Raw genomic sequence first — 23,623 nt, forward strand, 5'->3', positions numbered from 1 at the left:
TACTTGCCTTTATGACTAAGCGGCGAGTCAACATAAACAAAAAGGGTACGCAATGCGTACCCTTTTTTCATGTTCAGAGGTTGATTAACCTTCGCTGCGACGGTCACGACCATGGCCACGTTCGCCACGGTAGTTACCACGATGGTCGCCACCACGGTTACGGTCAAAACGACGCTCGCCATCACGACGACCACCTTCGCGGTTGCCATCACGGTTGCCGCGGTAGCCACCACCATCACGGCCGCCTTCACGGTTACCACGGTAGCCACCTTCACGGTTGCCGTCACGGTTACCACGGTAGCCGCCACCATCGCGACGACCACGACCGCCATCACGGCCACCGCCACGACGAGGTTCACGGAAATCGTTGAAGTCACACACAACCGCGTCAACTTGCTTCTGACGGATACGTAGCTTACGCAGTTTGCCCGCTGTATCTGAAGACATTGCTTTTGGTAGCTGAACGTAAGTTTCGCCTTGTGCTAGTTTGATCGCACCGATAGAGCCTTTTGTTAGACCAAGTTCGTTTGCTAGTGCACCAACGATGTCTTTAACTTGTACGCCTTGCTCACGACCAACTTGGAATTGGTAAGTATCCCAATCTTGGTTGTCGAAGCTGCGGCCACCTTCACGACGACCATCACGACCGCCTTCACGACGCTCTTTACGACGTTGCTTATCACGCTCAATCGCTTCAATCATTGGATCTTCACCAATGTAGAATAGTGGGCGCTTACCTTGCTGACGCTTAAGCAGGATGGCTGCTAGTGTCGCTGCATCTAGCTCTAGAGATTCTTGCAGTTTTTCAACCAGTTCAGAGAACTTCTCTAGTGCTTTGTGTTCTTTTTCAGTTTCTAGTTCAGCGCCCAGTTTCGCTAGACGAGATTCTGCAACTTTGTCACGGTGAGGAAGTTGAATCTCTTCCATTGATGACTTAGTAACACGCTCGATAGTGCGAAGCATACGAAGCTGGTTAGTACGAACTAGAAGGATCGCTTTACCTTTACGTCCAGCACGGCCAGTACGACCGATACGGTGGATGTAAGACTCAACATCGAATGGGATGTCGTAGTTAAATACGTGCGTGATACGTGGAACATCAAGACCACGAGCTACAACGTCAGTTGCAACTAGAATGTCGATAACACCTTGTTTGATGTGATCAACAGTACGCTCACGTAGAGACTGAGGAATGTCACCGTGTAGTGCAGACGCTTTGAAGCCACGTGCACATAGCCAGTCAGCTAGACGCTCAGTATCTTGACGAGTACGTACGAATACGATTGACGCGTCAGTCTCTTCTGTTTCTAGAAGACGAGACATTGCTTCGTCTTTTTCTACGCCTTTAACAACCCAGAATTGCTGCTCTACTTTGTCTACCGTGTGGTTTTTACCCGCAACGTCGATGGTTTCTGGGTCACGTAGGAAGCGCTCAACAATGCTCTTAAGCATTGGAGGCATAGTCGCAGAGAATAGAACGCGTTGTGCTGATTCAGGAGCGTGCTCCATGATTTCAGTTACGTCATCCACAAAGCCCATGTTTAGCATTTCATCAGCTTCGTCTAGAACGAACGTGTGTACTTCGTCTAGGTGTAGACGGTCACGGTTGATAAGGTCTTGAACACGACCTGGCGTACCTACAACGATGTGAGCACCGTTTTTAAGAGCACGCATTTGATCAACGATAGATGCACCACCGTAGATCTCTAGCACTTTAAGGCCAGCAATGTTCTTACCTAGGTTCTTAACTTCCGCAGCAACCTGAATTGCAAGCTCGCGAGTTGGTGCAAGAACGATAGCTTGAGGCTTACGTTGACCAAGGTCTAGTTTGTTAAGAAGAGGTAGAGAGAAAGCAGCCGTTTTACCAGTACCAGTTTGAGCTTTACCTAGCGCGTCTTTACCAGCCAACAGGTGCGGGATAGCAGCAGCCTGAATTGGAGTTGGTGAAACAAAACCCATACCATCAAGAGCTGAAAGGATAGAGTCGTTAAGCGCTAGATCGCTAAACTGAATTACAGAATCTGTCATTGGGATCCTACTATTTTTATGTCAACAAAAGGTCCCACGAGCTCTACCAATTCCAATACCAATCCAGATAAGAGCTGATTCCATTCAGATGCGGACAAGTCGTAAATCGCATCAAGCCACTAGGGACATAAAACACATCGATGCCGCTAATAAATGGATGCACAAAGTTGTCGCACATCAAGAGGGGCATTGATATAAGGGGGCGGATTATTCCCTAAAAGCATAAAAAAAGCCAGAAAAAATTGAATTACATCACAAATTTTTCTCAGCAGAGAGAATCTTGGCTAAGATGTGCGCTGCGGCGCTGAAACCTTAGCCAAAAATGGTTTTCGATACTGACAATTGAATGATTAGTTATCAGCTCAAGGTGGCTTGGCTATAGTGCCAGTGATATAGTGTGGGCAATTTTTTCAGTAAGAAATGTAGAGATGTTCCAAGATAACCCGTTACTGGCTCAATTGAAGCAGCAGATTCAAGAAAACCTTCCAAAAAAAGAAGGCACCATCAAAGCAACGGAAAAAGGCTTCGGCTTTTTAGAAGTGGATAGCAAGACAAGCTACTTCATCCCACCTCCGTACATGAAAAAGTGTATGCATGGCGATAAGGTTAAGGCGATCATTCGCACTGAAAAAGAGCGTGAACAAGCTGAGCCAGAAGAGTTATTGGAACAAGGACTCAACCGCTTCATTGGTCGTGTAAAGCTGTTTAAGGGTAAGCTAAATGTTGCTCCTGATCATCCTCAACTAAAGAAGTTGTCACTGAAAGCGAAGACTCGCAAAGGCATTAAGAGTGACGATCTAAAAGAAGGTGACTGGGTTGTCGCGCAGCTTATTCGCCATCCTCTGAAAGGTGACAACGGCTTTTTCGTCGAGATTACCGAGAAGATCACTGATGCCGATGACAAGATCGCGCCTTGGTGGGTGACATTGGCGCAAAACGATTTGCCAAACAGCGAGCCAGCAGGTATCGATAACTGGGAAATCATAGATGACGAAGATCTTGAACGTCTCGACATGACCCATATCCCGTTTGTCACTATCGATGGTGAATCAACCAAAGATATGGATGATGCGCTCTACGCCAAAAAGAGCGAAGCAGGTGACTTTGAGCTGACGATTGCGATTGCCGATCCAACGGCGTACATCACGCCAGACAGTGAAATGGACAAAGTGGCTCGTGAACGTGGCTTTACGATCTATCTTCCTGGCCGCAACATTCCAATGCTGCCTCGTGATCTTGCTGACGAGTTATGTTCTTTGATCGAAAACCAGCAGCGTCCTGCATTATGTTGCCGCGTGACGGTGAGCAAAGAGGGTGTGATTGGCGATGACATTGCCTTCTTCGCGGCAAACATTAAATCTCATGCGCGTCTCGCGTACGACCACGTTTCTGATTGGATCGAGAATGGCGCGTCTGAAGCTTGGCAACCAAGTGATGAGATAGCTCAAGTGGTTCGCGACTTGTATGAGTTTTCACTTGCGCGCGCGGATTGGCGTGAAAAGAACGCGGTTGTTTTCCCAGATCGCCCAGACTATCGCTTCGAGTTGAGTGAAGATAACGATGTTGTGGCCATTCATGCAGATATGCGCCGTAGTGCCAACCGACTTGTTGAAGAAGCGATGATTACCGCGAACATCTGTGCGGGTACAACGCTTCAAGCGACGTTTGATTCCGGCGTATTCAACACTCACGCAGGCTTCAAACCAGAAAAGATTGAAGACGTAGTGAAACTGGTTAATCCTGATGGTGAACTGCCGTTTACCGCTGAGTCTGTTGCGACTCTTGAAGGTTTTGCTGCGCTACGTCGCTGGTTAGCTGAGCAAGAAACCTCTTACCTTGATAATCGTATCCGTAAGTCACAAGCGTACAGCGAAATTGGCAACAAACCGCTGCCACATTACGCAATGGGTCTTGAGCTATACGCAACGTGGACGTCACCTATCCGTAAATACGGCGACATGATCAACCACCGTATGCTTAAAGCACATATCTTGGGTAAAGAGCCAGTGCAAACAGCCGATGAAACTGTAGGTGAGGAGCTAGCGCTTCACCGTAAACATCACAAGATTGCTGAACGCAATGTAGGCGATTGGCTGTACGCTCGTACGCTTGCCGATGAGCCAGCAAAAGAGACGAAGTTCCACGGTGAGATTTTTGACATCAACCGAGCAGGAATGCGCGTTCGTTTGGTGGAGAATGGCGCTGCCGCCTTTATTCCTGGTTCTCTGATTCTGGCGAATAAAGAACGTTTAGAATGCAATGCAGACGAGGGTACGATTTCCATCGATAAAGAAGTGGTTTACCGTTTGGGTGACGTTCTGGAAGTGGTTCTTTCTGACGTAAACCAAGAAAGCCGCAGCATTGTTGCTAAACCGACTCAGATATTTGAAGAGGTTAAAACGGTTGAGGAAGTCACTTCAGACGCTGAATAACCGATTCGAAAGGCTAAAAGGGTGCGCAGGTCGCACCCTTTTTTAATCTTCCCAAAACATCGATTTTGGATCTTTATCTATTTCTCGCATGATTGCTGTCAGATCACTACTTTGAGCAAGAAACGGATAGGGCAACCAGCTTTCTAAGGTTGATTGGTCCGGTAAGTAAAGCTCCCAGCTGCTTTTTCCTTCCGACCATGCGACCTTTGCGACAGGCAACATGTAATCACAGTGGCTTGAGTCGAGCAGAAAATGTTGTTTGATGAACACAACGCCGTTTTCGATCGTTTCATAGCTCGCCTTACCAAGCTCTGCTGGCAAGCTTTGGTTGCGTTGTTGGCAAATGAGCTGCGCTCGACTCTCCACTTGCCTTTGTAGCAAACTCACTACGCTCATTGTGGCTCCCTTAGTTGGTTTAGCACCTGATTGGACGTTTACCGTTAACGCACCACCAAGTTCGTTAGTGTTCAGATGCACTCCCTATACTATGTAACCGGAATTTTGCTGTCTGCATAGCTTTTCACAAAAATGTCATGTAACCGCAATAAGATGACAGCCTGTTTGGAAGCTTACCAAGTTTTAATGGGAGAAAATTATGGTTCGTGTTGTGCTTGCTGCACTGGTGTCTTTCTCATTTGTAGTCCCCTCTGTGACGGCTAAAGAAGTCAACGTATCTGGGTCTACGTCTGTTGCTCGTGTAATGGACGTTTTAGCCGAAAAGTTTAATCAAGTTCATTCTGACAGCTACATTGCCGTTCAAGGTGTTGGCTCAACGGCTGGTATCACGTTAATTAAGAAAGGCGTCGCAGACATCGGGATGAGCTCACGTTACTTAACAGAGAGCGAGCAAGATGAATCACTGACGGTGACACCAATAGCTTTCGATGGGTTAGCCGTTGTGGTGAACCCATCGAACCCAATTCAAAATGTGACTCGTGAGCAGTTGTACGACATCTACAAGGGAAAAATTACCAACTGGAAGCAAGTTGGTGGCCACGATCAAAAAATCGCCGTTGTCACCCGCGAGGCATCGTCAGGCTCACGTTACAGTTTTGAAAGTCTTTTAGGTCTAACGAAAGTTATCAACGGGCGTTTAGTGTCGGATATTAATCCAGACAACTTGGTGGTCAACAGCAATAGCATGGTGAAAACCATCGTTAATCATAACAAGCAAGCGATAGGTTTTATTTCGACTGGCTCGGTGGATCGCTCAATCAAGGCGATTCAATTTGAGGGGATTGAAGCTAACCAGAAAAACATCGCAACGGGCCGTTATGAACTGTCTCGTCCTTTCCTTGTGCTGTATAAAACCGAAAAAGTGGATAAGGATTCATTGGCCTTTATTCGCTACCTCACTGGCAGCGAAGCAAAAGCACTGATCGGAGAATATGGCTACACGCCAATCAAATAAAACTGTTGAAGGAGAGCATCGCTGCTCTCTTTTCTTTTGGCCTTCGCGAAAGTTATGTGAAGCATGAGTTACGCTCGGCTATATCGAGTTTTTTGCGCATTGCGAGCGGGCAGTTTGTCGCTATGCGCACAGCGGTTTTTGCCCGCATTTTTGGCGTGGTACAGTGCAACATCAGCCCTTTTAAAGAGCGTTTGTTGATTGAATACCTCTGACGACATGGTCGCGATACCAATACTTAAGGAGATATTGTGAGGTAATATTTCTTTGAGTTTACGGTAGTGCCTTAATAGTCGATGTGCGTATGTTTCTGCGTCTTTCACACTGAGATTGGGGCACACCAAAATAAACTCGTCACCTCCCCAGCGACCAATATGGTCGTATGAACGGGTGCTTTGTTGAAGGAAGTTTGCTGTTTCCCTCAAAATGACGTCACCTATATCATGTCCCAGTTTGTCATTGATTGTCTTAAAGTTATCAATGTCGACCAAGAGCAGTGAGAGCGGCTGGTCGCTTCTGTTGCATCGGTCGATCTCTTTTTGTAACAACTCATCGAGCATCCACCGATTTAGCAATTGGGTTAGGCTATCTTTTTCCGCTTTAAGTTTAAGTTCATTGTGATAAGTCATATCGCGAATGATGCAAACGCTACGATTTTCATCACCAATACGCTGAGAGGCTATAGCGATCTCCAACTCAATTTCTCGCTGGGATTGGGTGAGTGCTTTAACTCGGCGTGGTTTGTATTCGGCATAGGGCTTGTCACTGTTAAACACATGTTCTCGGTAATGGGAACAAAAGGCCTGATACTCCGACGTAACAAGTTGTTCCAAAGGGAGGTTTCTTAGTTCGGTTTCACTGTACCCGAGAAGCGCGCATGCTTTCTAGTTCGACAATCAATTCGTTGCTGTTGGTGAGAGCTTCGAACTCGATGACTTTTTTAACAGCATCGGCGTAGCTTGCCAGTGCCAGTTGGTAATACCGTTCATCTCGTCGAATAACATAGTTTTTAAAATGGTGGATGAAGCCTACATAACCGATGGCTCGCTCTATGTCGGTCAGCTTCTGTGTCATTTCAACACTAATCGGTGATTGTTCCAGAGCGACCGATTCTAGGCGATTAATCGCATTGGTTTGAACCACAAGGTATACGATAAACAGCACGTTCAGAAACACTGACGCGCAGATAACCCAAGGTAAGGGCCTGTTAACGTAGTTGCCTTGTTTGATCAAAGTAAGTTCTCATGCATATAAAATCACTGTAAGTGTAGAATCTTCATAAGAACCTTGTTGCTTATTTTTCTCGTGATGTGAGTTGAATAGAGTTTTAGATGACAGCGTGTGTTAAATGAGTATAAAAAAACCCGAGCAGTCAGGCTCGGGTTGTTATTTCACACGTCTAGATTAAGCAGGTAAATCCACACCAGCTTCTTGGTGTAGGCGTCGGCACGCTATGCCATCACTGTGGAATAAGTGGCAGCGGTGTGCAGGAATACCTACCGATAGCTTATCACCAGGCTCGACATCCAGTGTGTCTGGTTGACGATAGATCATATCTGCATCAGCGGCGTCAATGTGTAGGTACGCCTGAGTTTCATTACCCAGTTTTTCAACGATATTCACTTCACCTTCAATGGTTGCGTCACCTTGATTGGCTGGCAGCAAGTGCTCTGGACGAACACCAAGAGACATGCGCTCACCAGCGGTCACTGTTGTGCCATCAACTGGAATCCAGAAGGTCGTACCGTTAGCCAGTTGAACCATTACGCGATCTTTTTCTACCGCTTCAATGAACACGCTCATGAAGTTCATTTTAGGAGAGCCAATAAAGCCAGCAACAAAACGGTTTTGCGGGTAGTGGTACAGTTCAAGAGGTTTACCCACCTGAGCAACAAAACCCGCGTCGAGAACCACGATCTTGTCAGCCATGGTCATCGCTTCCACTTGGTCGTGTGTTACGTAAATCATGGTGCAGCCCAGTTTACGCTGCAGCTTGGTGATTTCAGAACGCATTTGAACACGTAGCGCGGCGTCTAGGTTAGAGAGAGGCTCATCCAGTAGGAAAACATTAGGCTGTGACACCAAGGTACGGCCGATCGCAACGCGTTGACGTTGACCACCAGAAAGGGCTTTAGGTTGACGCTCTAGTAGGTGGCTTAATTGCAGGATTTCAGCGGCATGCTCGACACGTTTGTCGATCTCTGTTTTGTCTGCCTTCGCAAGCTTTAGGCCAAACGACATGTTGTCGTATAGGTTTAAGTGCGGATACAGTGCGTATGATTGGAATACCATGCCCACGCCGCGTTTTGACGGCTCAACATCGTTCATGTGTTGGTCGCCAATGTAAAGATCACCCGAAGTGATGTCTTCTAGACCAGCAATGCAGCGCAGTAGTGTTGATTTACCACAACCCGATGGGCCAACGAAGACAACAAACTCGCCTTCTTTGATCTCCAAATCAACATTCTTTGAAATTAGTACGTCACCGTAAGCTTTACATACATTTTTTAACGTGACACTCGCCATCTAGCTCGCCCTCGATCAATATTTTTATTTTGTACTGCTCATCATTATATGAATTATCGTGCGAGCAATAACAGTAGGAATTTGGTAAGGAATGGATTCTTTCAGTTAGTAAGAAAATTTGGGTGATGGATTTCTCTCATCACCCACCAAAGCCAATGTAGAGTTTGCTTCCCCCGTATAGCATAAGCATCTCCCCCGTTTTTGTGAAATCTTGCGATTACAACCCTACGAATGCTTACGTTATCACAGCAAACCCCTGCGGCGTTGCAAATCAGCGCGCTCTTGTAAAAGAACTGACTGTTAAGGGTTCTTACTATCCACTCTTGGATGTCTGTAGTCTGCGTTGATTCAGCGCTGGGTACATCCTCCCGACTGAAATTTTTATGGGGGTAGTAGATAAGGAGGAGGGGTAGGAGGGGGAGAAAGGCGCAGTTAGATCCAGTTCAAATAATTTCTCGCCGTAACATTGAAATCGGTCACATAAAGAGTCGTTTTTGTGATTTTGCTCTCCAACCTCAAACGATGGGGATCACGAAAATAGTCCATAATACTGAGGGCGTAGGGAGTAGGAGGATGAGCTGTTAGTCAGTTTGGCTGAAAATATATGTCGAAATACGGTGAAGCCTCTCGGTTGACCCCTACAACACAAAAATTAAAAAGGATATGAACATGAAAAACGCCCTAAGCACAGTGGCACTAGGAACATTAGTTGCTCTTGGCTCATTTGGTGCAAACGCTGCTATCGAAGAAGGTCAATTAACCATTTGGATTAATGGCGATAAAGGTTACAACGGACTTGCTGAAGTAGGTAAACAGTTCGAAGAAGACACTGGCATTAAAGTGACCGTTGCTCACCCAGATGGTCTACAAGACAAGTTCCCTCAAACTGCAGCAACAGGCGACGGTCCTGATATTGTGTTCTGGGCGCACGACCGTTTCGGTGGTTACGCAGAATCTGGTCTTCTTGCTGAAATTAAACCATCAAAAGAGATCAAAGAAGGCATCGTTGATTTTGCATGGGATGCCGTGAAATATGATGGCAAGCTGATCGGCTACCCTGTAGCGGTAGAGTCACTGTCTCTAATCTACAACAAAGACCTAGTGCCAAACCCACCTAAGAGCTGGGAAGAAGTGGAAGCGTTAGACGCGAAACTTAAGAAAGAAGGCAAGTCTGCGATCATGTGGAACCTAAAAGAACCGTACTTCACATGGCCACTGATGGCTGCAGATGGCGGTTACGCGTTTAAATACGGCGCAGAGGGTTACAACGTTAAAGATGCGGGCATCGCGAAAGATGGCGTGAAAGACGCAATGAACTTCGTTAAAGGCTTGGTTGAGAAAGGCGTGATCTCTTCTGATATGGACTACTCTGTTTCTGAGTCAGCGTTCAACCAAGGCACAACAGCGATGACCATTAACGGTCCTTGGGCGTGGGGCAACATCGAGAAGTCAGGCATCAACTACGGTGTAACGACGCTGCCGAAGTTCAACGGTCACTCTTCTAAACCATTTGTTGGCGTATTGACTGCGGGTATCAGCACTGCTTCTCCAAACAAAGACCTAGCGGTTGAGTTTATCGAGAACTACCTACTGACTAACGACGGTCTGCGTAAAGTGAACGACGACAAACCACTAGGTGCGGTAGCACTTAACTCTTTCCAACGTGAGCTAGATGCAGACAAGCGCATTGCCGCTACTATGGATAACGCGATGAACGGCGAAATCATGCCAAACATCCCTCAAATGAGTGCGTTCTGGGGCGCAGCGAAGAATGCTATCGTTAACGTTGTTGACGGTCGTCAAACTGTAGATGCAGCCCTTGCAGATGCAGAAAAGCAAATGACCAAATAATTTCAGTAATACCCTTTTGAGGAGAGGGTAACCTCTCCTCCTTTCTCAGTTTTATTATCGCTAGCAGGTTCTCTTATGCAGTCAGTTCAAGGTACAGATGCGATGACATCTACAACAACGAGCTTGCCATCAAGTAAAAACGTCTTTATTAAATGGGCAATTCTGGCTTCTGTCGGTATCGTTAATGGCTACGCCACTGTCTTAATGTATTCTCGTGGTGAGACAGCCTTCGCGCTGCTTACTCTCATTCTAACCGCACTGGCGTTGTATATCTTTGGTAGTAAAAAGACTTACGCGCACCGTTACATCTATCCAGGTATTGCAGGGATGATCCTGTTTATCCTGTTCCCTCTTGCGTACACGGTAAACCTCGCCTTCACCAACTACAGTGCCAAAAACCAGCTTTCCTTCGACCGAGCCCAATCCGTATTGCTCGATCGAACGTTCCAAAGTGGTGACAGCTATCCTTTCACCCTCTACAAGACAGACAACGGTCACCGAATCGCTGTAAAAAAAGGTGATCAACTGTTAGCGACTGACGAATTTAATATTGCTGCACCAAGTGCCGATATGGATTTGGCTCCAGTCGAGTCTGTGAGCGGTGAAAAAGAAAAGATCAAAACCATCATCAAGAACAAAACCAGCTTAGGCGAAGTCGATTTGCACCTGCCATCAGGTGAAGACATTCGTATGAGCGGTCTACGTAAGTTTGCGGCGGTTGTTCCTTTGTACACACTGCAAGATGATGGCGAATCGCTATACAGTAATCGTACGGGTGAAACACTGCGTCCAAATATGGAAGTGGGTTTCTATCAACCTGTTGATGAAAACGGCCAGTTCACAGGCTCAACGGTATCTCCAGGTTTTGTCGTCGGTATCGGCGCGAAAAACTTTGAGCGTGTCTGGAAAGATGATGGCATCAAAGAACCGTTTGTTAGCATCTTTATTTGGACGGTTGTATTCTCTGCGCTGACGGTTGGTCTTACCGTTATCATTGGTTTGGTCCTAGCGAGCGTAGTTCAGTGGGAAGAAATCAAAGGCCGCGCGATTTACCGCGTACTGCTTATCCTTCCATATGCGGTCCCTGCTTTCATCTCGATTCTGATTTTTAAAGGTCTCTTTAACCAAAGCTTTGGTGAGATCAATATGGTGTTAGAGGCGCTGTTTGGTTTAAGCCCTTCTTGGTTCTCTGACCCATTGATGGCGAAAGTGATGATTGTCTTTGTGAACACTTGGCTTGGTTTCCCTTACATGATGATTCTGTGTATGGGTCTGCTGAAAGCGATTCCTGATGATCTGTATGAGGCGTCTGCCATTGACGGTGCTAACTTTGTTGATAACTTCCGTCGTATTACCATGCCACTGATGATCAAGCCGCTTACGCCGCTACTGATTGCCAGCTTTGCATTTAACTTCAACAACTTCGTGTTAATCCAACTATTGACTCAAGGTGGTCCGAACATGATCGGAACTTCAGAGCCTGCGGGTTACACAGACCTACTCGTTAGCTACACCTACCGCATCGCATTTGAAGGTGGCGGCGGTCAAGACTTCGGTCTAGCAAGTGCTATCGCGACACTTATCTTCCTATTGGTCGGTGGTCTCGCACTACTCAACCTACGTTTCACTAAGCTGTCTCAGGATTAAGGAGTACCGACAATGGCAATGGTACAAGGTAAATCTCTTAAATACCGTGTATGGGCAACACACGCTGCGCTTTGGATATTCCTGTCAGCGATTATTTTCCCACTGTTAATGATTGTGGCTATCTCATTCCGTGAAGGTAACTTCGCGACGGGTAGTCTAATTCCAGACAATCCATCGCTGGAGCACTGGAAATTGGCGCTTGGCTTCTCTGTGACCAATGCAGATGGCTCTGTAACACCACCGCCATTCCCAGTTTTGTTATGGCTATGGAACTCTGTGAAAGTAGCGGGGATTACATCTATCCTGATTGTGGCACTGTCAACTACGTCTGCTTACGCGTTTGCTCGTATGCGTTTCAAAGGCAAAGATACCATCTTAAAGGCGATGATGATCTTCCAGATGTTCCCTGCGGTACTGGCTCTGGTAGCACTCTATGCGCTATTTGATAAGCTTGGACAGTACATTCCATTCCTTGGTTTGAACACGCATGGCGGCCTGATCTTCTCATACCTAGGTGGTATTGCTCTGCACGTATGGACAATCAAAGGTTACTTTGAAACGATTGATAACTCGCTAGAAGAAGCGGCTGCTCTAGATGGCGCGACGCCTTGGCAAGCCTTTAGATTAGTGCTGCTACCACTTTCAGTACCTATTCTTGCGGTGGTGTTTATTCTGTCGTTCATCGGGGTGGTTGGTGAAGTTCCAGTAGCATCTCTACTACTTTCTGATGTAAACTCATATACATTAGCGGTTGGTATGCAGCAGTATCTATACCCTCAGAACTATCTGTGGGGTGATTTTGCAGCAGCAGCAGTATTGTCTGCACTACCAATTACCATCGTATTCTTACTTGCGCAGCGTTGGTTGGTCGGAGGATTAACCGCCGGCGGTGTGAAAGGTTAATAAGAACGATAAGGGCGACCGCGAGGTCGCCCATTTTGTATCTCGACTTAACAATTTTGGTTTGGCCGCCGATCAGTTAAGAAGAGCGCAATTCTGGCGTTACGCATAGCTGGCTGTTAGTGAGATTCCTTACTGTTTACTTCTAACAGTTTTTGTAACCAAAACCCGGTTTGTCCCGGGTTTTTTTATGCCTAATCGCCAGTTGCAAGTATAAGAATTAAGACACGGAAAGATATGCAATTGGGGCTTGGATGCGACGCAGTGTTCAAATGAATATGCAACAAAGCACTTTGTTACATTGGTAAGTTGGGCTCAATAGTTGAAAACGAACTAAAATTCTCGGCTTGAAGGGGCGCAACCCAGATAGCGCAGCAAAACGTAGACACTCTCTTGTGATAACGCCACTTTTCTAAACAGGTCAGCAAAGGTGTCATCTCCTCCGAAGCAGGTGCGAATGTAGTGATTGATCTCTTGCTCTGCATACCCTTCAACGTACATGGTGCGTACCCACTGATACTCAACCGCCTTTGGGTTTACTAATGTCGTCTCACTGAGTGTAATGTCAGTTAAGCTCACGAATGTTCCTTCCGACTTAAAGATAGTTAGCGGATTTAATCAAAATTAGATGAAAGAAAAATGACAGTTTCATTGCCTTACAAACGGCTGACATAAAACAAGCTAATGAACCTAAAAAAGTGAACAAAATGAGAATTAGCTGAGCATGAATTACGTGACAGTGTGAGGTTGGGGGGAAATAGAGGACGTGGTAATAGTGGTTTGATGAAGTGCAAAAAGTGGCGCGCTTGGCCCCACTTTTGCTTTAGATGCTTATTTTAAATACTTAACATGCGCTTCCATCTCTTCACCGATCTGCTTACGCATATTCATTAGGCGAATGGCGGAGTCTCTTAACTCAATGTCTTCTTCAGTCTGTGGAACCCACTCTGGTACATCGGTTGGTTTTCCATGTTCATCGACCGCTACCATGATCACGATACAGTGTGTCGTGAGGCGGTTTTTCAACTCTTTAGGGTCACTAGCTTGCACATCAATCGCAATATGCATTGAGCTTCGTCCGGTATAAATGACCTTCGCGCTGACCTCGACCAAGTTGCCAACATGGATAGGTTGAACAAAGCGGATTCCCCCTGCATAGGCAGTAATGCAGTATTTGCCACTCCACGCTGCTGCATTGGCATAGGCAGCCAAATCGATCCATTTCATGACGGCGCCACCATGGACTTTGCCACCAAAGTTTACATCACCAGGTTCGGCTAAAAAACGTAGCGTAATATCTCGTTGACCGGTACTCATCTGTCAATCCTTCGTGCTTTCAGTGTTATTGTTATTGGCTGTCGTTCTTAAATAACAAAGCTGTTACTTACGTGCAACCTATATTCGAGTGTAGCTTGGATTTATTGAGATTTAGTGTGGGTATCGGTAGATAAGCGAGTGTCGCGGTGTAAAACGAAGCCCAGCATCTTGCTGGGCTTAAAAGCGCTAAGATTGACGTTGGCCAGACATTACCTTGTCCATTATCGCCATACTCTGCTCGAAATAGGGGTTATAGGTGAGTCGAGCATGGGTTTTTCCCGGTTCAACGTACCCCCAAGCAGAAAACCAAATGTCTTCTCCTTGTGCGCATGAGTTCAATGTCTCTTCTGGTTGACCGTTACTGCAAATCAAGTTGCTACCACCAACGCCATAATTTGGGTTTGTGGGTGAAAAGAGCAACCCCATGTGAGAGCCATTGGAGATGCGCTGTTCGGGTATCCTCATACTGAACCGAGTCGAGCGGGGCTCACTGAGATCGTGCTCGCCTTGCCATACAATATGGTTTGCTGCGTTTGGCATCTTTTCACTAAAGGTTGAGACTGCATATTCGGTATTGATCACTTTGTCCCCCTCACTGAGTAACATGAAGACGGGGCGAGAGTAATTTGCGGCTTCCAGTTGTTCTCTGACGATGGCGGAAGTCTGGTAATAAATGGCCGCCGCGTTCATCGGCAGAGAGTTGTAACGTAGCGGATTATCCTCTGGGTCTTGGTCTGCCCACGTAATAAAGTGGCTAGCAAGTTCTGCAAATTTCACCACCCCTGAACCGGGTTCCAGAGCCGGAGAAAAGAGCAACAGCCCTTGGATAGACTCATCGGATAGCGCTGCAGAAGTCGCAAGGTTCGCCCCTGTAGAGTAACCCCCTAGCCACAGTTGAGCCGTTTCTTGCTTGAGTAATTTAATGTGATGATTGACGACTCCCTGCCAGTCTTGCAAGGTTGGAAGTTGTAAATCTCCCACTTTACTGGCGTGACCAGGAAGGAGTATTGTTCGGACCAAGTACCCTTGCTCGGCAAGGTGTGTGGCGATATCGTGAAAAGAGTACGGAGAGTCACCCAGTCCGTGCACCAAAAGCACACCTTGACCGTTTGGTTGAGCGGGGCGATATTCGTGGGGCAATACACTTGCTAGCTCGGCTTGTTTGTCTTCGGTGATGAAAAGGCGATGTTGCTCTAGCCAACTCTTTGTTTCAGCGACGTATTGGGCAAAGCTATCTTGGCTATAGTCTGGCAACGCAGCAGCCTTTTCATAGGCAGGGTCTTCGACTGGTGAACTGCAGCCGACAATCAATGCGGTCATTGTTGCGGCAAGGTAAAATGCGAAAGCAGATATCTTTCGCGTTGTGTATTCGGTTTGTTCTGGTTTACTTTGTGACTTCTTCATACTCGCCTTCAAGCACGCGTTCTTTGTCCTGTTTTACGTCTCTAAAATTAAAGTGGTTTGCTTTTAACGACTTCTCTAATTTTTTGCCCGTGATAAGCGCGGCAATCGTCAATGGGATTGCTAAGATTAGGCCAAACAGAATGGTAAATATGCCGATAAACAAGGCGAACACATTGGTGAGAATTCTATTCATATTGGATACCTCTTCTAATTTGATAACCAGAATAAGACGGCGTAAATGAATGAAACATGAACAAGGCGCAAAAAAGCCACCATCGTTAAACGAAGGTGGCAAATACGGGGGATTATTATACGTTATAGTGTTGTGGAGTTTTGCCCCGAGCAATGCACGGGGCGATATCCATTTATAGGCAGATTATTTTGTTGGGAACGTTTTGTAGCGAACGCCCATCATCTGCTCCATACAATGAACAACTTGGCAGCTGTAGCCAAATTCATTGTCATACCAAATGTAAAGCACGCAGCGGTTGTCTTGAGCAATGGTCGCCGCACCGTCGACAACGCCTGCAAAGCGTGAACCTACAAGGTCAGTTGAAACGATCTCGGTAGACTCTGTGTAGTCGATTTGGGCTGATAGTTCAGACGTTAATGCCATTTCACGCAAGTAAGCGTTGAGCTCTTCTTTGTCGGTGCCTTTGTCTAGGTTTAGGTTAGCAATTGCCATCGACACGTTTGGCGTTGGGACGCGAATCGCGTTACCTGTCAGCTTACCTGCCAACTCTGGGAGTGCTTTTGCGACGGCTTTAGCTGCACCTGTCTCTGTAAGAACCATGTTCAGTGAAGCACTGCGTCCGCGACGTTCGCCTGAGTGGAAGTTATCAATCAGGTTTTGGTCGTTGGTAAACGAGTGTACCGTTTCGATATGGCCTGAAAGCACGCCGTACTTATCATTGACTGCTTTTAAGATTGGGGTAATCGCGTTTGTGGTGCAGCTCGCCGCAGAAACGATGGTATCTTCTGCTTGGATCACCTTGTCGTTCACACCAAATACAACGTTCTTGATGTCACCTTTGCCTGGCGCGGTAAGAAGGACTTTCTCTGCACCGTTACAAGCTAGGTGCTGACTTAAGCCTTCTGCATCACGCCATACACCCGTATTATCGACAACAAGCGCATTTTTAATACCAAAAGTTGTGTAATCAACGTCTTCTGGTTTGTTCGCGTAGATGAACTGAATGTAGTTACCGTTAGCGATGATCGCTTTGCGTTCTTCATCAACAACAATGCTACCGTTGAACTGTCCGTGGACTGAGTCGCGGCGCAGTAGACTTGCACGTTTCTCTAGGTCACCTTTTTTACCACCACGTACCACAACAGCGCGCAATCGAAGTGGGTAACCCGGGCCACTTTTCTCTACCAACAGGCGAGTAAGAAGACGGCCAATACGGCCAAAGCCATACAGCACAACATCACGAGGTTCTGAGACGGTTTGGCCGTCCATTGCACCCATCAAAGAGGTGTGTAAAAAGTCTTTCACACCGTGAGCGTCGTCGCGGCCTTGCCAGAATTGGTGAGCCAGCTGCCCTACATCAATACGACATGGAGACAGCTCCATTTCTGACAAGGCTTTGATTAGAGGAAGAGTCTGTTCTGGGGTGAGAGGCGTGCCGGTGTAACGGCGTGCGAGGCGGTGCGATTTAATAATATCAATGGTCGCTGCGTTGACGAGTGTTTTACCGAAAAGTAACACTTCTACGCCTTTTTGACGGTAAAGCTGACCAAGTAGGGGAGAAATTGATTCCGCAATCGTTTGGCTTGTTTGCCACTCTAAAAGATGTTTCTCTGGACTCATGTTTCGTTTGGACCTTTCACGTTTTGGGGGCTGACTCTACTTTGCTTGTAGGGGAGCGAGTAGAGATGGTTGCAGTGTTTGAATTTTGTAATTTTTATGCGGCAGGATTGTAATGCTTAACATCTTATTCTGCTAGCAAAATTAATGACAGGTGATGTTACTGTTTTTGTGGAGTATTTTGGTGAATTAGCAGAAGATTTCTCAGTGGTTATGCTTATTGACAATTTCAAATCTTGATAGTTATTTCGTGAAGAAAAATACCAGTAGCACATAAATAGTGTAACGCTTAATCTTTTGTTTATTTAATTCTGTGATCTTACGTGACTTATCAACGCTAAATGTAAACAAAACAGGCCAAATTGAGGGTTAGACTTTCGCGGTGCTGTGTCCCTGCATCAGTGGCTCGCGTCAATGCTGGCAGAGATCACCTTTTCGTGTCCGAGATTTGCGATTGTATGATTCGTCTACTCAGGTTAGTCGATAAATAGTGTGCTTGTTTCATTGGTTTATTACGCTGCGTATGCTCGCAATCGTATCGTCGACTCTAAGTTTTAACCGTTTCGTTGCTTGCTTTCATTCAATACATTGAAAACTTAGCGCTATCTCGTCAGCAAATTCTCACAATAGTGTGAATACCATTGAATAACCTCCTACAATTGAATTTCTAGATTGCTCATTTGATTCAAGGATTGAAATCAAAATGCTTTTGACAAGAATGTCTATAAAAAGTCGACTGCTGATCCTGTGCTTGCTTCCAACTATTGTGATTGTTTTACTCAGTGCTAATCAGGTTCATCAGATACAAGAGCGACTTGAAAGCTATCAGGTCATCAGTGAAAAAAATGCGTCCATTAATCTCTTGATGGAGTATTCGCATCATAGCTATGCAGCCTTGTCTAAGCAGTTGAGTGGCCAAGATGGGCAAACGTCGATTGCACTCGCACAGAGCGCTTTAGATCTCTTACTCACCAAACAAAACAAGATGCTGTCGAACAAAGCAGAACGCGAGGTGTCGTCAAGCTATGTGGTGGAACTGCATCAGTTGATTACAGAGTTAAATCAAGCAAGTCCGCAGCAAACCGTGGAACTTGGTCGCCTGATCTATGACATCTTATACGACCTCTATTCCAGCATTCTTTTTACTGAAGGTGCTCATTTTAATAGCCGAGTACACCAGCTTGATATCATTCTCAGTGACCTCAGTTGGCTTCATTTTTGGATGGAGCGAGAGGCGTGGTTGGTTAAGGAAGTCGAAACAGAAGGCTGGCCTTACGCCGATTTTGCGCCGGAGTACTTTCGCATTAGCGAGCGCCAACAGTATTATTTAGATAAGTTCATCAGCCTTGGCGCGGATACTCAACAGTTCCAAGGGCTGCTGCAAAGCTTTACGAGCCCAGACTTTCAGCAAGGCGCGTTTGTCAAAGAGCAGCTCCTCTACAATCGCTTTTCTCAGCAAGAGGTTCAGCAGGCTGTTCTGATTGTAGAGAAACGAAACCAACTTCTTGAAAAACAACTCATCACCTATTCTAGGCAACTTCAGCAAGAACTTATTGATGAAATAGAAACCAATCAATACACCATGTGGGGTATCGCGAGCGCTGGAATAGCGGTTTTCTTTCTCCTCTTTGCGTGGGGAGCCAGTACCTTATATCGGATCAATTCTAAACTCACCCGCATTTTAACGGTGATGAGCAATATGCGAGACAGCGGACATGTTGATCAAATTCCTATCGATGGGAATGATGAATTTACTCGTTTCGCCCATGAGTTGAATGACACCATTGCGCGGCAAAAAGCGTATCAAACCAAACTCGTTGAAGCCAAGGAGCACGCAGAAGCGGCCAATCAGGCAAAAAGTGTGTTTTTGGCCAACATGTCCCATGAGATACGAACTCCACTGAATGGCATTATCGGCATGACAGAAATTCTTTCAGATAGCCAGTTAAACGGCAGTCAGAAAGAGATCCTTAATGATATTGATGCGTCGTCTCATGCCTTGTTGGTGTTGATCAACGACATACTTGATCTCTCTAAAATTGAATCGGGTAATTTGGTGCTGTCACCGCACACTGCAAACTTACGTGAGATCATTTTTGACACCATGAATATGGTTAATGCTCAGGCGCTCAAGCAGGAAGTCACGTTGAAAGTGGAGTTTGCTGATGATGTGCCTGTGTATGCTGAAATGGATGAATTTCGCGTCAAACAGATTCTGATGAATTTGCTGAGCAATGCGATCAAATTCAGTGCGAATGGGTCTGTATTGGTTCGACACTCGGTTGATGGGCAGCATCGCTTAAATATCGAGGTATTGGATACCGGTGTCGGCATTGCCGCAGATAAACTAAGCGACATCTTCAAACCGTTCACGCAAGAAGATGGCACCATTACTCGTCGTTTTGGTGGCACGGGTCTTGGGCTAGCCATTTGTCGTCAATTGGTTGAATTGATGCGTGGTGAGCTGGTGGTTGAATCTCGCGTTGGAGAGGGCAGTCGATTTACCGTTATTCTGCCGTTAGTAAAACCACAGCGGTCACCGGCTCCAGTTTGTTACGATCTTAAAGTCCTGTTCATTTCCAATCAAGCCACTCACCAGCAGCTTGCATATAAAGAATGTGTGCGCTTGTGTAGCAGTGTCACGCAGAGTGAAAACTGTCAGCAAGTGACGGATCTATCTGATGATTTTGACCTTGTGGTGTATTGTTTAGCGCGTCATTCAAAGTCCCGACAAGACTTAGCTAAGTTAAGAGCGCAGTTTACGTCTGCGGACATTATCGGCCTTCAGCATCATTTGTACATTGAGCCCGATCTCGAAGGACTACTTGTCGCGCAAGTGACACTACCGATTTTAGGTAAAAGGTTTGAAAATGTACTGAGTCAATGTCAAAACGACTCTCGATTTCGCATTGCTCGGCAGGTCCCGCCGCCCATGCCAGACACCGGGGATGTTAAGCGGGTACTGATTGTTGAAGACAACTTAATGAACCAGAAAATAGCCAGCTTTTTTCTTAGTAAGGTAGGGATTGAGTTTGCAATAGCCAGTAACGGTTTAGAGGCGTTAAGTTTAGTCAAGAGTGGCAAAGAGTATTGCGCGGTGTTAATGGACTGCATGATGCCGATTATGGATGGATTAACGGCCACGAAAGAGATTCGTAATTGGGAACGGGAAAATCAAAAAGCGCCGGTGCCAATTATCGCACTCACCGCCAGCGTATTGCCTGAGGAGATTCAGAGCTGCTTTGATGCGGGTATGGACGCTTATCTCCCCAAGCCCTACAAATCAAAGCAGCTTTTTGACATCTTTGAGAAACTAAGCGTCACCTTCTAGGTCACTTAAAGGCAACCAGTTTACTTTAACGCCAGCTTGCAAAAACATCTCTTGGCTGACCTTGATTTTGTCTCCCCATCGAGAGAGGAAATCTGGGGTTTGCTCAGGGCAGTGGACCGCAGAGATGCCTGTTTGAATAATCTTAGCCGCACAGTTTGGACAAGGAAAATGGGTAACCCAAATCTCGCAGCCGTCCAAATCGCGCTTTGCAAATAGAATGGCGTTCTCTTCTGCATGGAGAGTCTTGAGGTATTTCATCTCTCTATCGTCTGTCATTGCACTGTCTGAAATGCCATGTGGATAGCCATTAAAGCCAACGGAAACAATACGATTTTGTTTAGTAATGACCGCGCCAACTTGTGTTGAGGGGTCTTTACTCCAAGAGCCAACAAGTTCCGCCATTTGGTAAAAGCGTTGTGCCCACTTCGATATCATTAAGTTTGTCCTCTGGAGATGACCTCTTATCCAATCGAGGTTGAATAAGAAAAAGATTAATGTGATAGAGATCGGCTAATAATATCCTAATTTATTCCGCTTTAGTCCAGAAAATGCGTGTTGATTCTCTCGGCGGCGGGTGTTTGCAACGATATTAGACGATCTGGATCACACAAAGCTAAGTGTGCTCAAACTTCAGAACATGACGTATTGCCCGCTTTCTTGTGCGAGATCTCTTACAAAGGCGTGAGCGTAAAGCGGAATCTAGCCTGAGAAAATCTCTAAAACAATATTTAAGTATCTGTTTTATATGGTTTTGTTTGCTTTTTGTTCAGTTTTGATAGGGTGATTTTGTCCATTATTTGATTGTTTAATTTGGTCGATTGCTTAATCTTAAGTTGTCAGCAGGGAGCAGACACGGAACAGGAAAGACCCAAGGATAGGTCATCTTCAGGACGAAGATTCGATTATTCAGGATGAATGGTCGGCAAGGAAAGCGAAGGACATTGGCTGGACGCTAGTAACTAGGATGGTTACACAAGGAAAGACAATGGACGCTTAACGGACTAAGGCAATGCTATCAGGATGATAGAACAGGGACACCGCTTAAGGATTAAGTGATGTGAGTTAACTAGGAAAGTTAACGGGCTGGATTGCCAAGGACACCGCTAGGATGGCGATGATAAGGAAAGTGCTGAAGGATTCAGCGTGCTATCAAGGAATAGATGCAGGGAGCACCTATTAGTAGCCGGATTGCTGCGAGTAAGATTAGACCCCACTAGGCGAAAGCTTAGTGGGGTTTTCTTTTTTCTGCTTTTCTCATCGAGATACCTCACTTAACAATTCTTTGCCTACCATTGTTGAAGATGAAAAAGTTGAAGATAAAAAAAAGCCAACCTCAATAAGTGAGATTGGCTGATATAAGTGTGAACAATTGAGTTCACTAACAACGTCAGTTGGCTAGGTGACCCTCGGCTTAAAAAGGGTCATGAATACTATTGCAGTATATGTGCCAACTTTTATAGCGCTTAATTGCGCTATTTTTAGCCAAAATAAGCGTTTTTTTCGTTTTCCTTTGCAATATGAAAATGCAAAATGCAACTAACCATACATTTGCTAATGATATATTTAATAGCTATATGATTACAGCATGACCAAACTTGCGGTGCCTAAGAAGGCGAAAAAGCCAACAACATCCGTAACCGTCGTCAATACCACCGAGCCTGCGAGGGCAGGATCGAGTTTCAGCTTATCCAACGCAATTGGGATTAACACGCCAAATAGCGCTGCGGTAATGATATTGACGATTATCGCCAGTGCGATAGTGGCGCCGAGTATCGTCGATTGAAACCAAAGCCCAGCCATCGCACCAATAATTAGCGCCCACAGCAAGCCGTTTATCGAACCGATTCCAATCTCATTTTTAAGCAGCGCCCAGCGGTTACCCGGCGTAATTTGGTTTAACGCCATCGCACGAATCATGAGGGTCAGCGTTTGGCTACCCGCAATGCCACCCATAGACGCGACAATCGGCATCAAAACGGCCAACGCGACCACTTGGGCAATCACATCTTCAAAAAGTCCAATGGTTACAGACGCCAAAATCGCGGTCATTAGGTTAATTCCCAACCACACTCCACGTTTTTGTGAGCTTTTCATCACTGGCGCAAACAGGTCATCGCCTTCGTCCATACCGGTACCCGCCATCAATCGAGATTCGTAGATTTCTCTTTGGGTACTTAACGCAAACTGCCAATCAATTTCGCCGACCAGCATTTGAGTCTCATCCGTGACGGGCATGGCGGAAACCGACGAGTGCTCCAGTGCTTCAATGGTTTCTGCTAGCGAGAGTTTCGCATCCAGTGTAACCGCGTTTTCTATGGCGATGTTTTTAAGGCGCTCGGTCGGCTCGGCGCGAAGTAGATCAATATAATTGACAACCCCACGGAACTGTTTGCGTTTGTTGATTAAATAGATCTGTTGCGGCGCGTCGTAGCTGTATCGCTCCATCAAGATGTTGGCTTTCTCAACCGATATATTGAACGGTAGTGTAACGACTTTTCGCTCTGCCCATCGACCGAGTTCATCATCTTCGTACTCATTGGCTTGGTCGTAGAGCTCAAGTTCATCCTTTTCAATTAGAGATAAGGCGTCGTTGATGATCTCTTCTGGGAGAGAATCCGACCACTCGATTAAGGAGAGGTTATCTAGCTTTGCAAGCGTTAGCTTTAGCTCGATTTCCGACAGCTCTTCAATGATCGAGTAGCGTACTTCCGCACGCGCTTCAGTAAGGACCTCAATATGCAGTTCTAAAGGCAGGCTTCGCCAAAGACGGACACGCTCGTCAATGGGAAAAGCTTCAAGAATGAGGGCGACTGCACCGGGTTCCAATCCGTCTTCGATAGAGTCATTTAAAATAGCAACTTGTTCACCGTCTTCCGCTTGAACAATTTGTTCGATCAGTACGGAGAGGTCTTGCAATTGGCTCACTGAGTACCTCGAATTTCAATGTAATAGAAACTGATGATCAAGGT

General features: G+C 46.1%; 18 protein-coding genes. 6 read left to right on the forward strand and 12 right to left on the reverse strand.

Features of this window, described 5'->3' with window-relative positions:
• Nucleotides 1-84: 84 nt before the first annotated feature.
• Entirely contained in the window at nucleotides 85-2,028 is a 1,944-nt protein-coding gene (locus tag OH458_RS10095; RefSeq protein ID WP_005469478.1) for a DEAD/DEAH box helicase, read from the reverse strand.
• A gap of 428 nt (nucleotides 2,029-2,456) precedes the next feature.
• On the opposite strand from OH458_RS10095, the gene rnb reads away from it, so the two are divergent.
• Nucleotides 2,457-4,460, forward strand: coding sequence for an exoribonuclease II (gene rnb / locus OH458_RS10100; RefSeq protein WP_269978225.1), 2,004 nt, complete (start codon nucleotides 2,457-2,459; stop codon nucleotides 4,458-4,460).
• Between the two features lie 42 nt (nucleotides 4,461-4,502).
• Here the strand turns inward: rnb and OH458_RS10105 are convergent, their stop codons facing one another.
• Nucleotides 4,503-4,856, reverse strand: coding sequence for a DUF3024 domain-containing protein (locus OH458_RS10105; RefSeq protein ID WP_005469533.1), 354 nt, complete (start codon nucleotides 4,854-4,856; stop codon nucleotides 4,503-4,505).
• Nucleotides 4,857-5,055: 199 nt separating this feature from the next.
• On the opposite strand from OH458_RS10105, the gene OH458_RS10110 reads away from it, so the two are divergent.
• Entirely contained in the window at nucleotides 5,056-5,871 is an 816-nt protein-coding gene (locus OH458_RS10110) for a phosphate ABC transporter substrate-binding protein (RefSeq protein ID WP_269978226.1), read from the forward strand.
• A gap of 68 nt (nucleotides 5,872-5,939) precedes the next feature.
• On the opposite strand, the gene OH458_RS10115 is transcribed toward OH458_RS10110, so the two are convergent.
• The 3 genes from OH458_RS10115 to malK all read right to left on the reverse strand — a co-directional run bounded on the left by OH458_RS10115 (nucleotide 5,940) and on the right by malK (nucleotide 8,394).
• On the reverse strand, nucleotides 5,940-6,701 hold the full coding sequence (locus OH458_RS10115) for a GGDEF domain-containing protein (RefSeq protein WP_269978227.1): 762 nt from the start codon (nucleotides 6,699-6,701) through the stop codon (nucleotides 5,940-5,942).
• A gap of 22 nt (nucleotides 6,702-6,723) precedes the next feature.
• Nucleotides 6,724-7,101, reverse strand: a complete 378-nt coding sequence (locus tag OH458_RS10120) for a hypothetical protein (protein ID WP_269978228.1) — start codon at nucleotides 7,099-7,101, stop codon at nucleotides 6,724-6,726.
• A 171-nt stretch (nucleotides 7,102-7,272) separates the two neighbouring features.
• A complete protein-coding gene (gene malK / locus OH458_RS10125; RefSeq protein WP_269978229.1) occupies nucleotides 7,273-8,394 on the reverse strand; it encodes a maltose/maltodextrin ABC transporter ATP-binding protein MalK in 1,122 nt (373 codons plus the stop codon).
• A gap of 669 nt (nucleotides 8,395-9,063) precedes the next feature.
• Here malK and malE point away from each other — a divergent pair.
• The 3 genes from malE (at nucleotide 9,064) to malG (ending at nucleotide 12,795) form a co-directional block, all read left to right on the forward strand.
• Entirely contained in the window at nucleotides 9,064-10,245 is a 1,182-nt protein-coding gene (gene malE, locus OH458_RS10130; RefSeq protein ID WP_038134944.1) for a maltose/maltodextrin ABC transporter substrate-binding protein MalE, read from the forward strand.
• 75 nt (nucleotides 10,246-10,320) lie between these two features.
• The gene (gene malF, locus OH458_RS10135; RefSeq protein WP_005469628.1) at nucleotides 10,321-11,892 is read left to right on the forward strand and encodes a maltose ABC transporter permease MalF; all 1,572 of its coding nucleotides are present in this window, start codon (nucleotides 10,321-10,323) and stop codon (nucleotides 11,890-11,892) included.
• 12 nt (nucleotides 11,893-11,904) lie between these two features.
• On the forward strand, nucleotides 11,905-12,795 hold the full coding sequence (malG, locus tag OH458_RS10140; RefSeq protein WP_005469620.1) for a maltose ABC transporter permease MalG: 891 nt from the start codon (nucleotides 11,905-11,907) through the stop codon (nucleotides 12,793-12,795).
• Between the two features lie 330 nt (nucleotides 12,796-13,125).
• On the opposite strand, the gene OH458_RS10145 is transcribed toward malG, so the two are convergent.
• From OH458_RS10145 to OH458_RS10165, 5 genes are all read right to left on the reverse strand, one after another.
• On the reverse strand, nucleotides 13,126-13,371 hold the full coding sequence (locus OH458_RS10145) for a hypothetical protein (RefSeq protein ID WP_005469500.1): 246 nt from the start codon (nucleotides 13,369-13,371) through the stop codon (nucleotides 13,126-13,128).
• Between the two features lie 252 nt (nucleotides 13,372-13,623).
• Complete coding sequence (locus tag OH458_RS10150) at nucleotides 13,624-14,109, reverse strand: acyl-CoA thioesterase (protein ID WP_038134947.1); 486 nt, start codon at nucleotides 14,107-14,109, stop codon at nucleotides 13,624-13,626.
• A 186-nt stretch (nucleotides 14,110-14,295) separates the two neighbouring features.
• Complete coding sequence (locus OH458_RS10155) at nucleotides 14,296-15,513, reverse strand: alpha/beta hydrolase (RefSeq protein ID WP_269978230.1); 1,218 nt, start codon at nucleotides 15,511-15,513, stop codon at nucleotides 14,296-14,298.
• Complete coding sequence (locus OH458_RS10160) at nucleotides 15,494-15,706, reverse strand: hypothetical protein (protein ID WP_005469857.1); 213 nt, start codon at nucleotides 15,704-15,706, stop codon at nucleotides 15,494-15,496. Before OH458_RS10160 ends, OH458_RS10155 begins: the two co-directional genes overlap by 20 nt.
• 183 nt (nucleotides 15,707-15,889) lie before the next feature.
• Nucleotides 15,890-17,326, reverse strand: coding sequence for a glyceraldehyde-3-phosphate dehydrogenase (locus tag OH458_RS10165; RefSeq protein WP_269978231.1), 1,437 nt, complete (start codon nucleotides 17,324-17,326; stop codon nucleotides 15,890-15,892).
• A 700-nt stretch (nucleotides 17,327-18,026) separates the two neighbouring features.
• Between OH458_RS10165 and OH458_RS10170 the strand changes: the two genes are divergently transcribed.
• Nucleotides 18,027-20,654 carry a hybrid sensor histidine kinase/response regulator gene (locus tag OH458_RS10170; protein WP_269978232.1) on the forward strand — a complete coding sequence of 876 codons (2,628 nt, stop codon included), beginning with the start codon at nucleotides 18,027-18,029 and terminating at the stop codon, nucleotides 20,652-20,654.
• Here the strand turns inward: OH458_RS10170 and OH458_RS10175 are convergent.
• On the reverse strand, nucleotides 20,637-21,089 hold the full coding sequence (locus OH458_RS10175; protein ID WP_038134952.1) for a dCMP deaminase family protein: 453 nt from the start codon (nucleotides 21,087-21,089) through the stop codon (nucleotides 20,637-20,639). The two genes, OH458_RS10170 and OH458_RS10175, sit on opposite strands and share 18 nt — an antisense overlap.
• A gap of 1,143 nt (nucleotides 21,090-22,232) precedes the next feature.
• A complete protein-coding gene (locus tag OH458_RS10180) occupies nucleotides 22,233-23,579 on the reverse strand; it encodes a magnesium transporter (RefSeq protein WP_269978233.1) in 1,347 nt (448 codons plus the stop codon).
• Nucleotides 23,580-23,623 lie beyond the last annotated feature (44 nt).

Source organism: Vibrio sp. MarTm2 (assembly GCF_027587055.1).
Taxonomy (GTDB): domain Bacteria; phylum Pseudomonadota; class Gammaproteobacteria; order Enterobacterales; family Vibrionaceae; genus Vibrio; species Vibrio sinaloensis_D.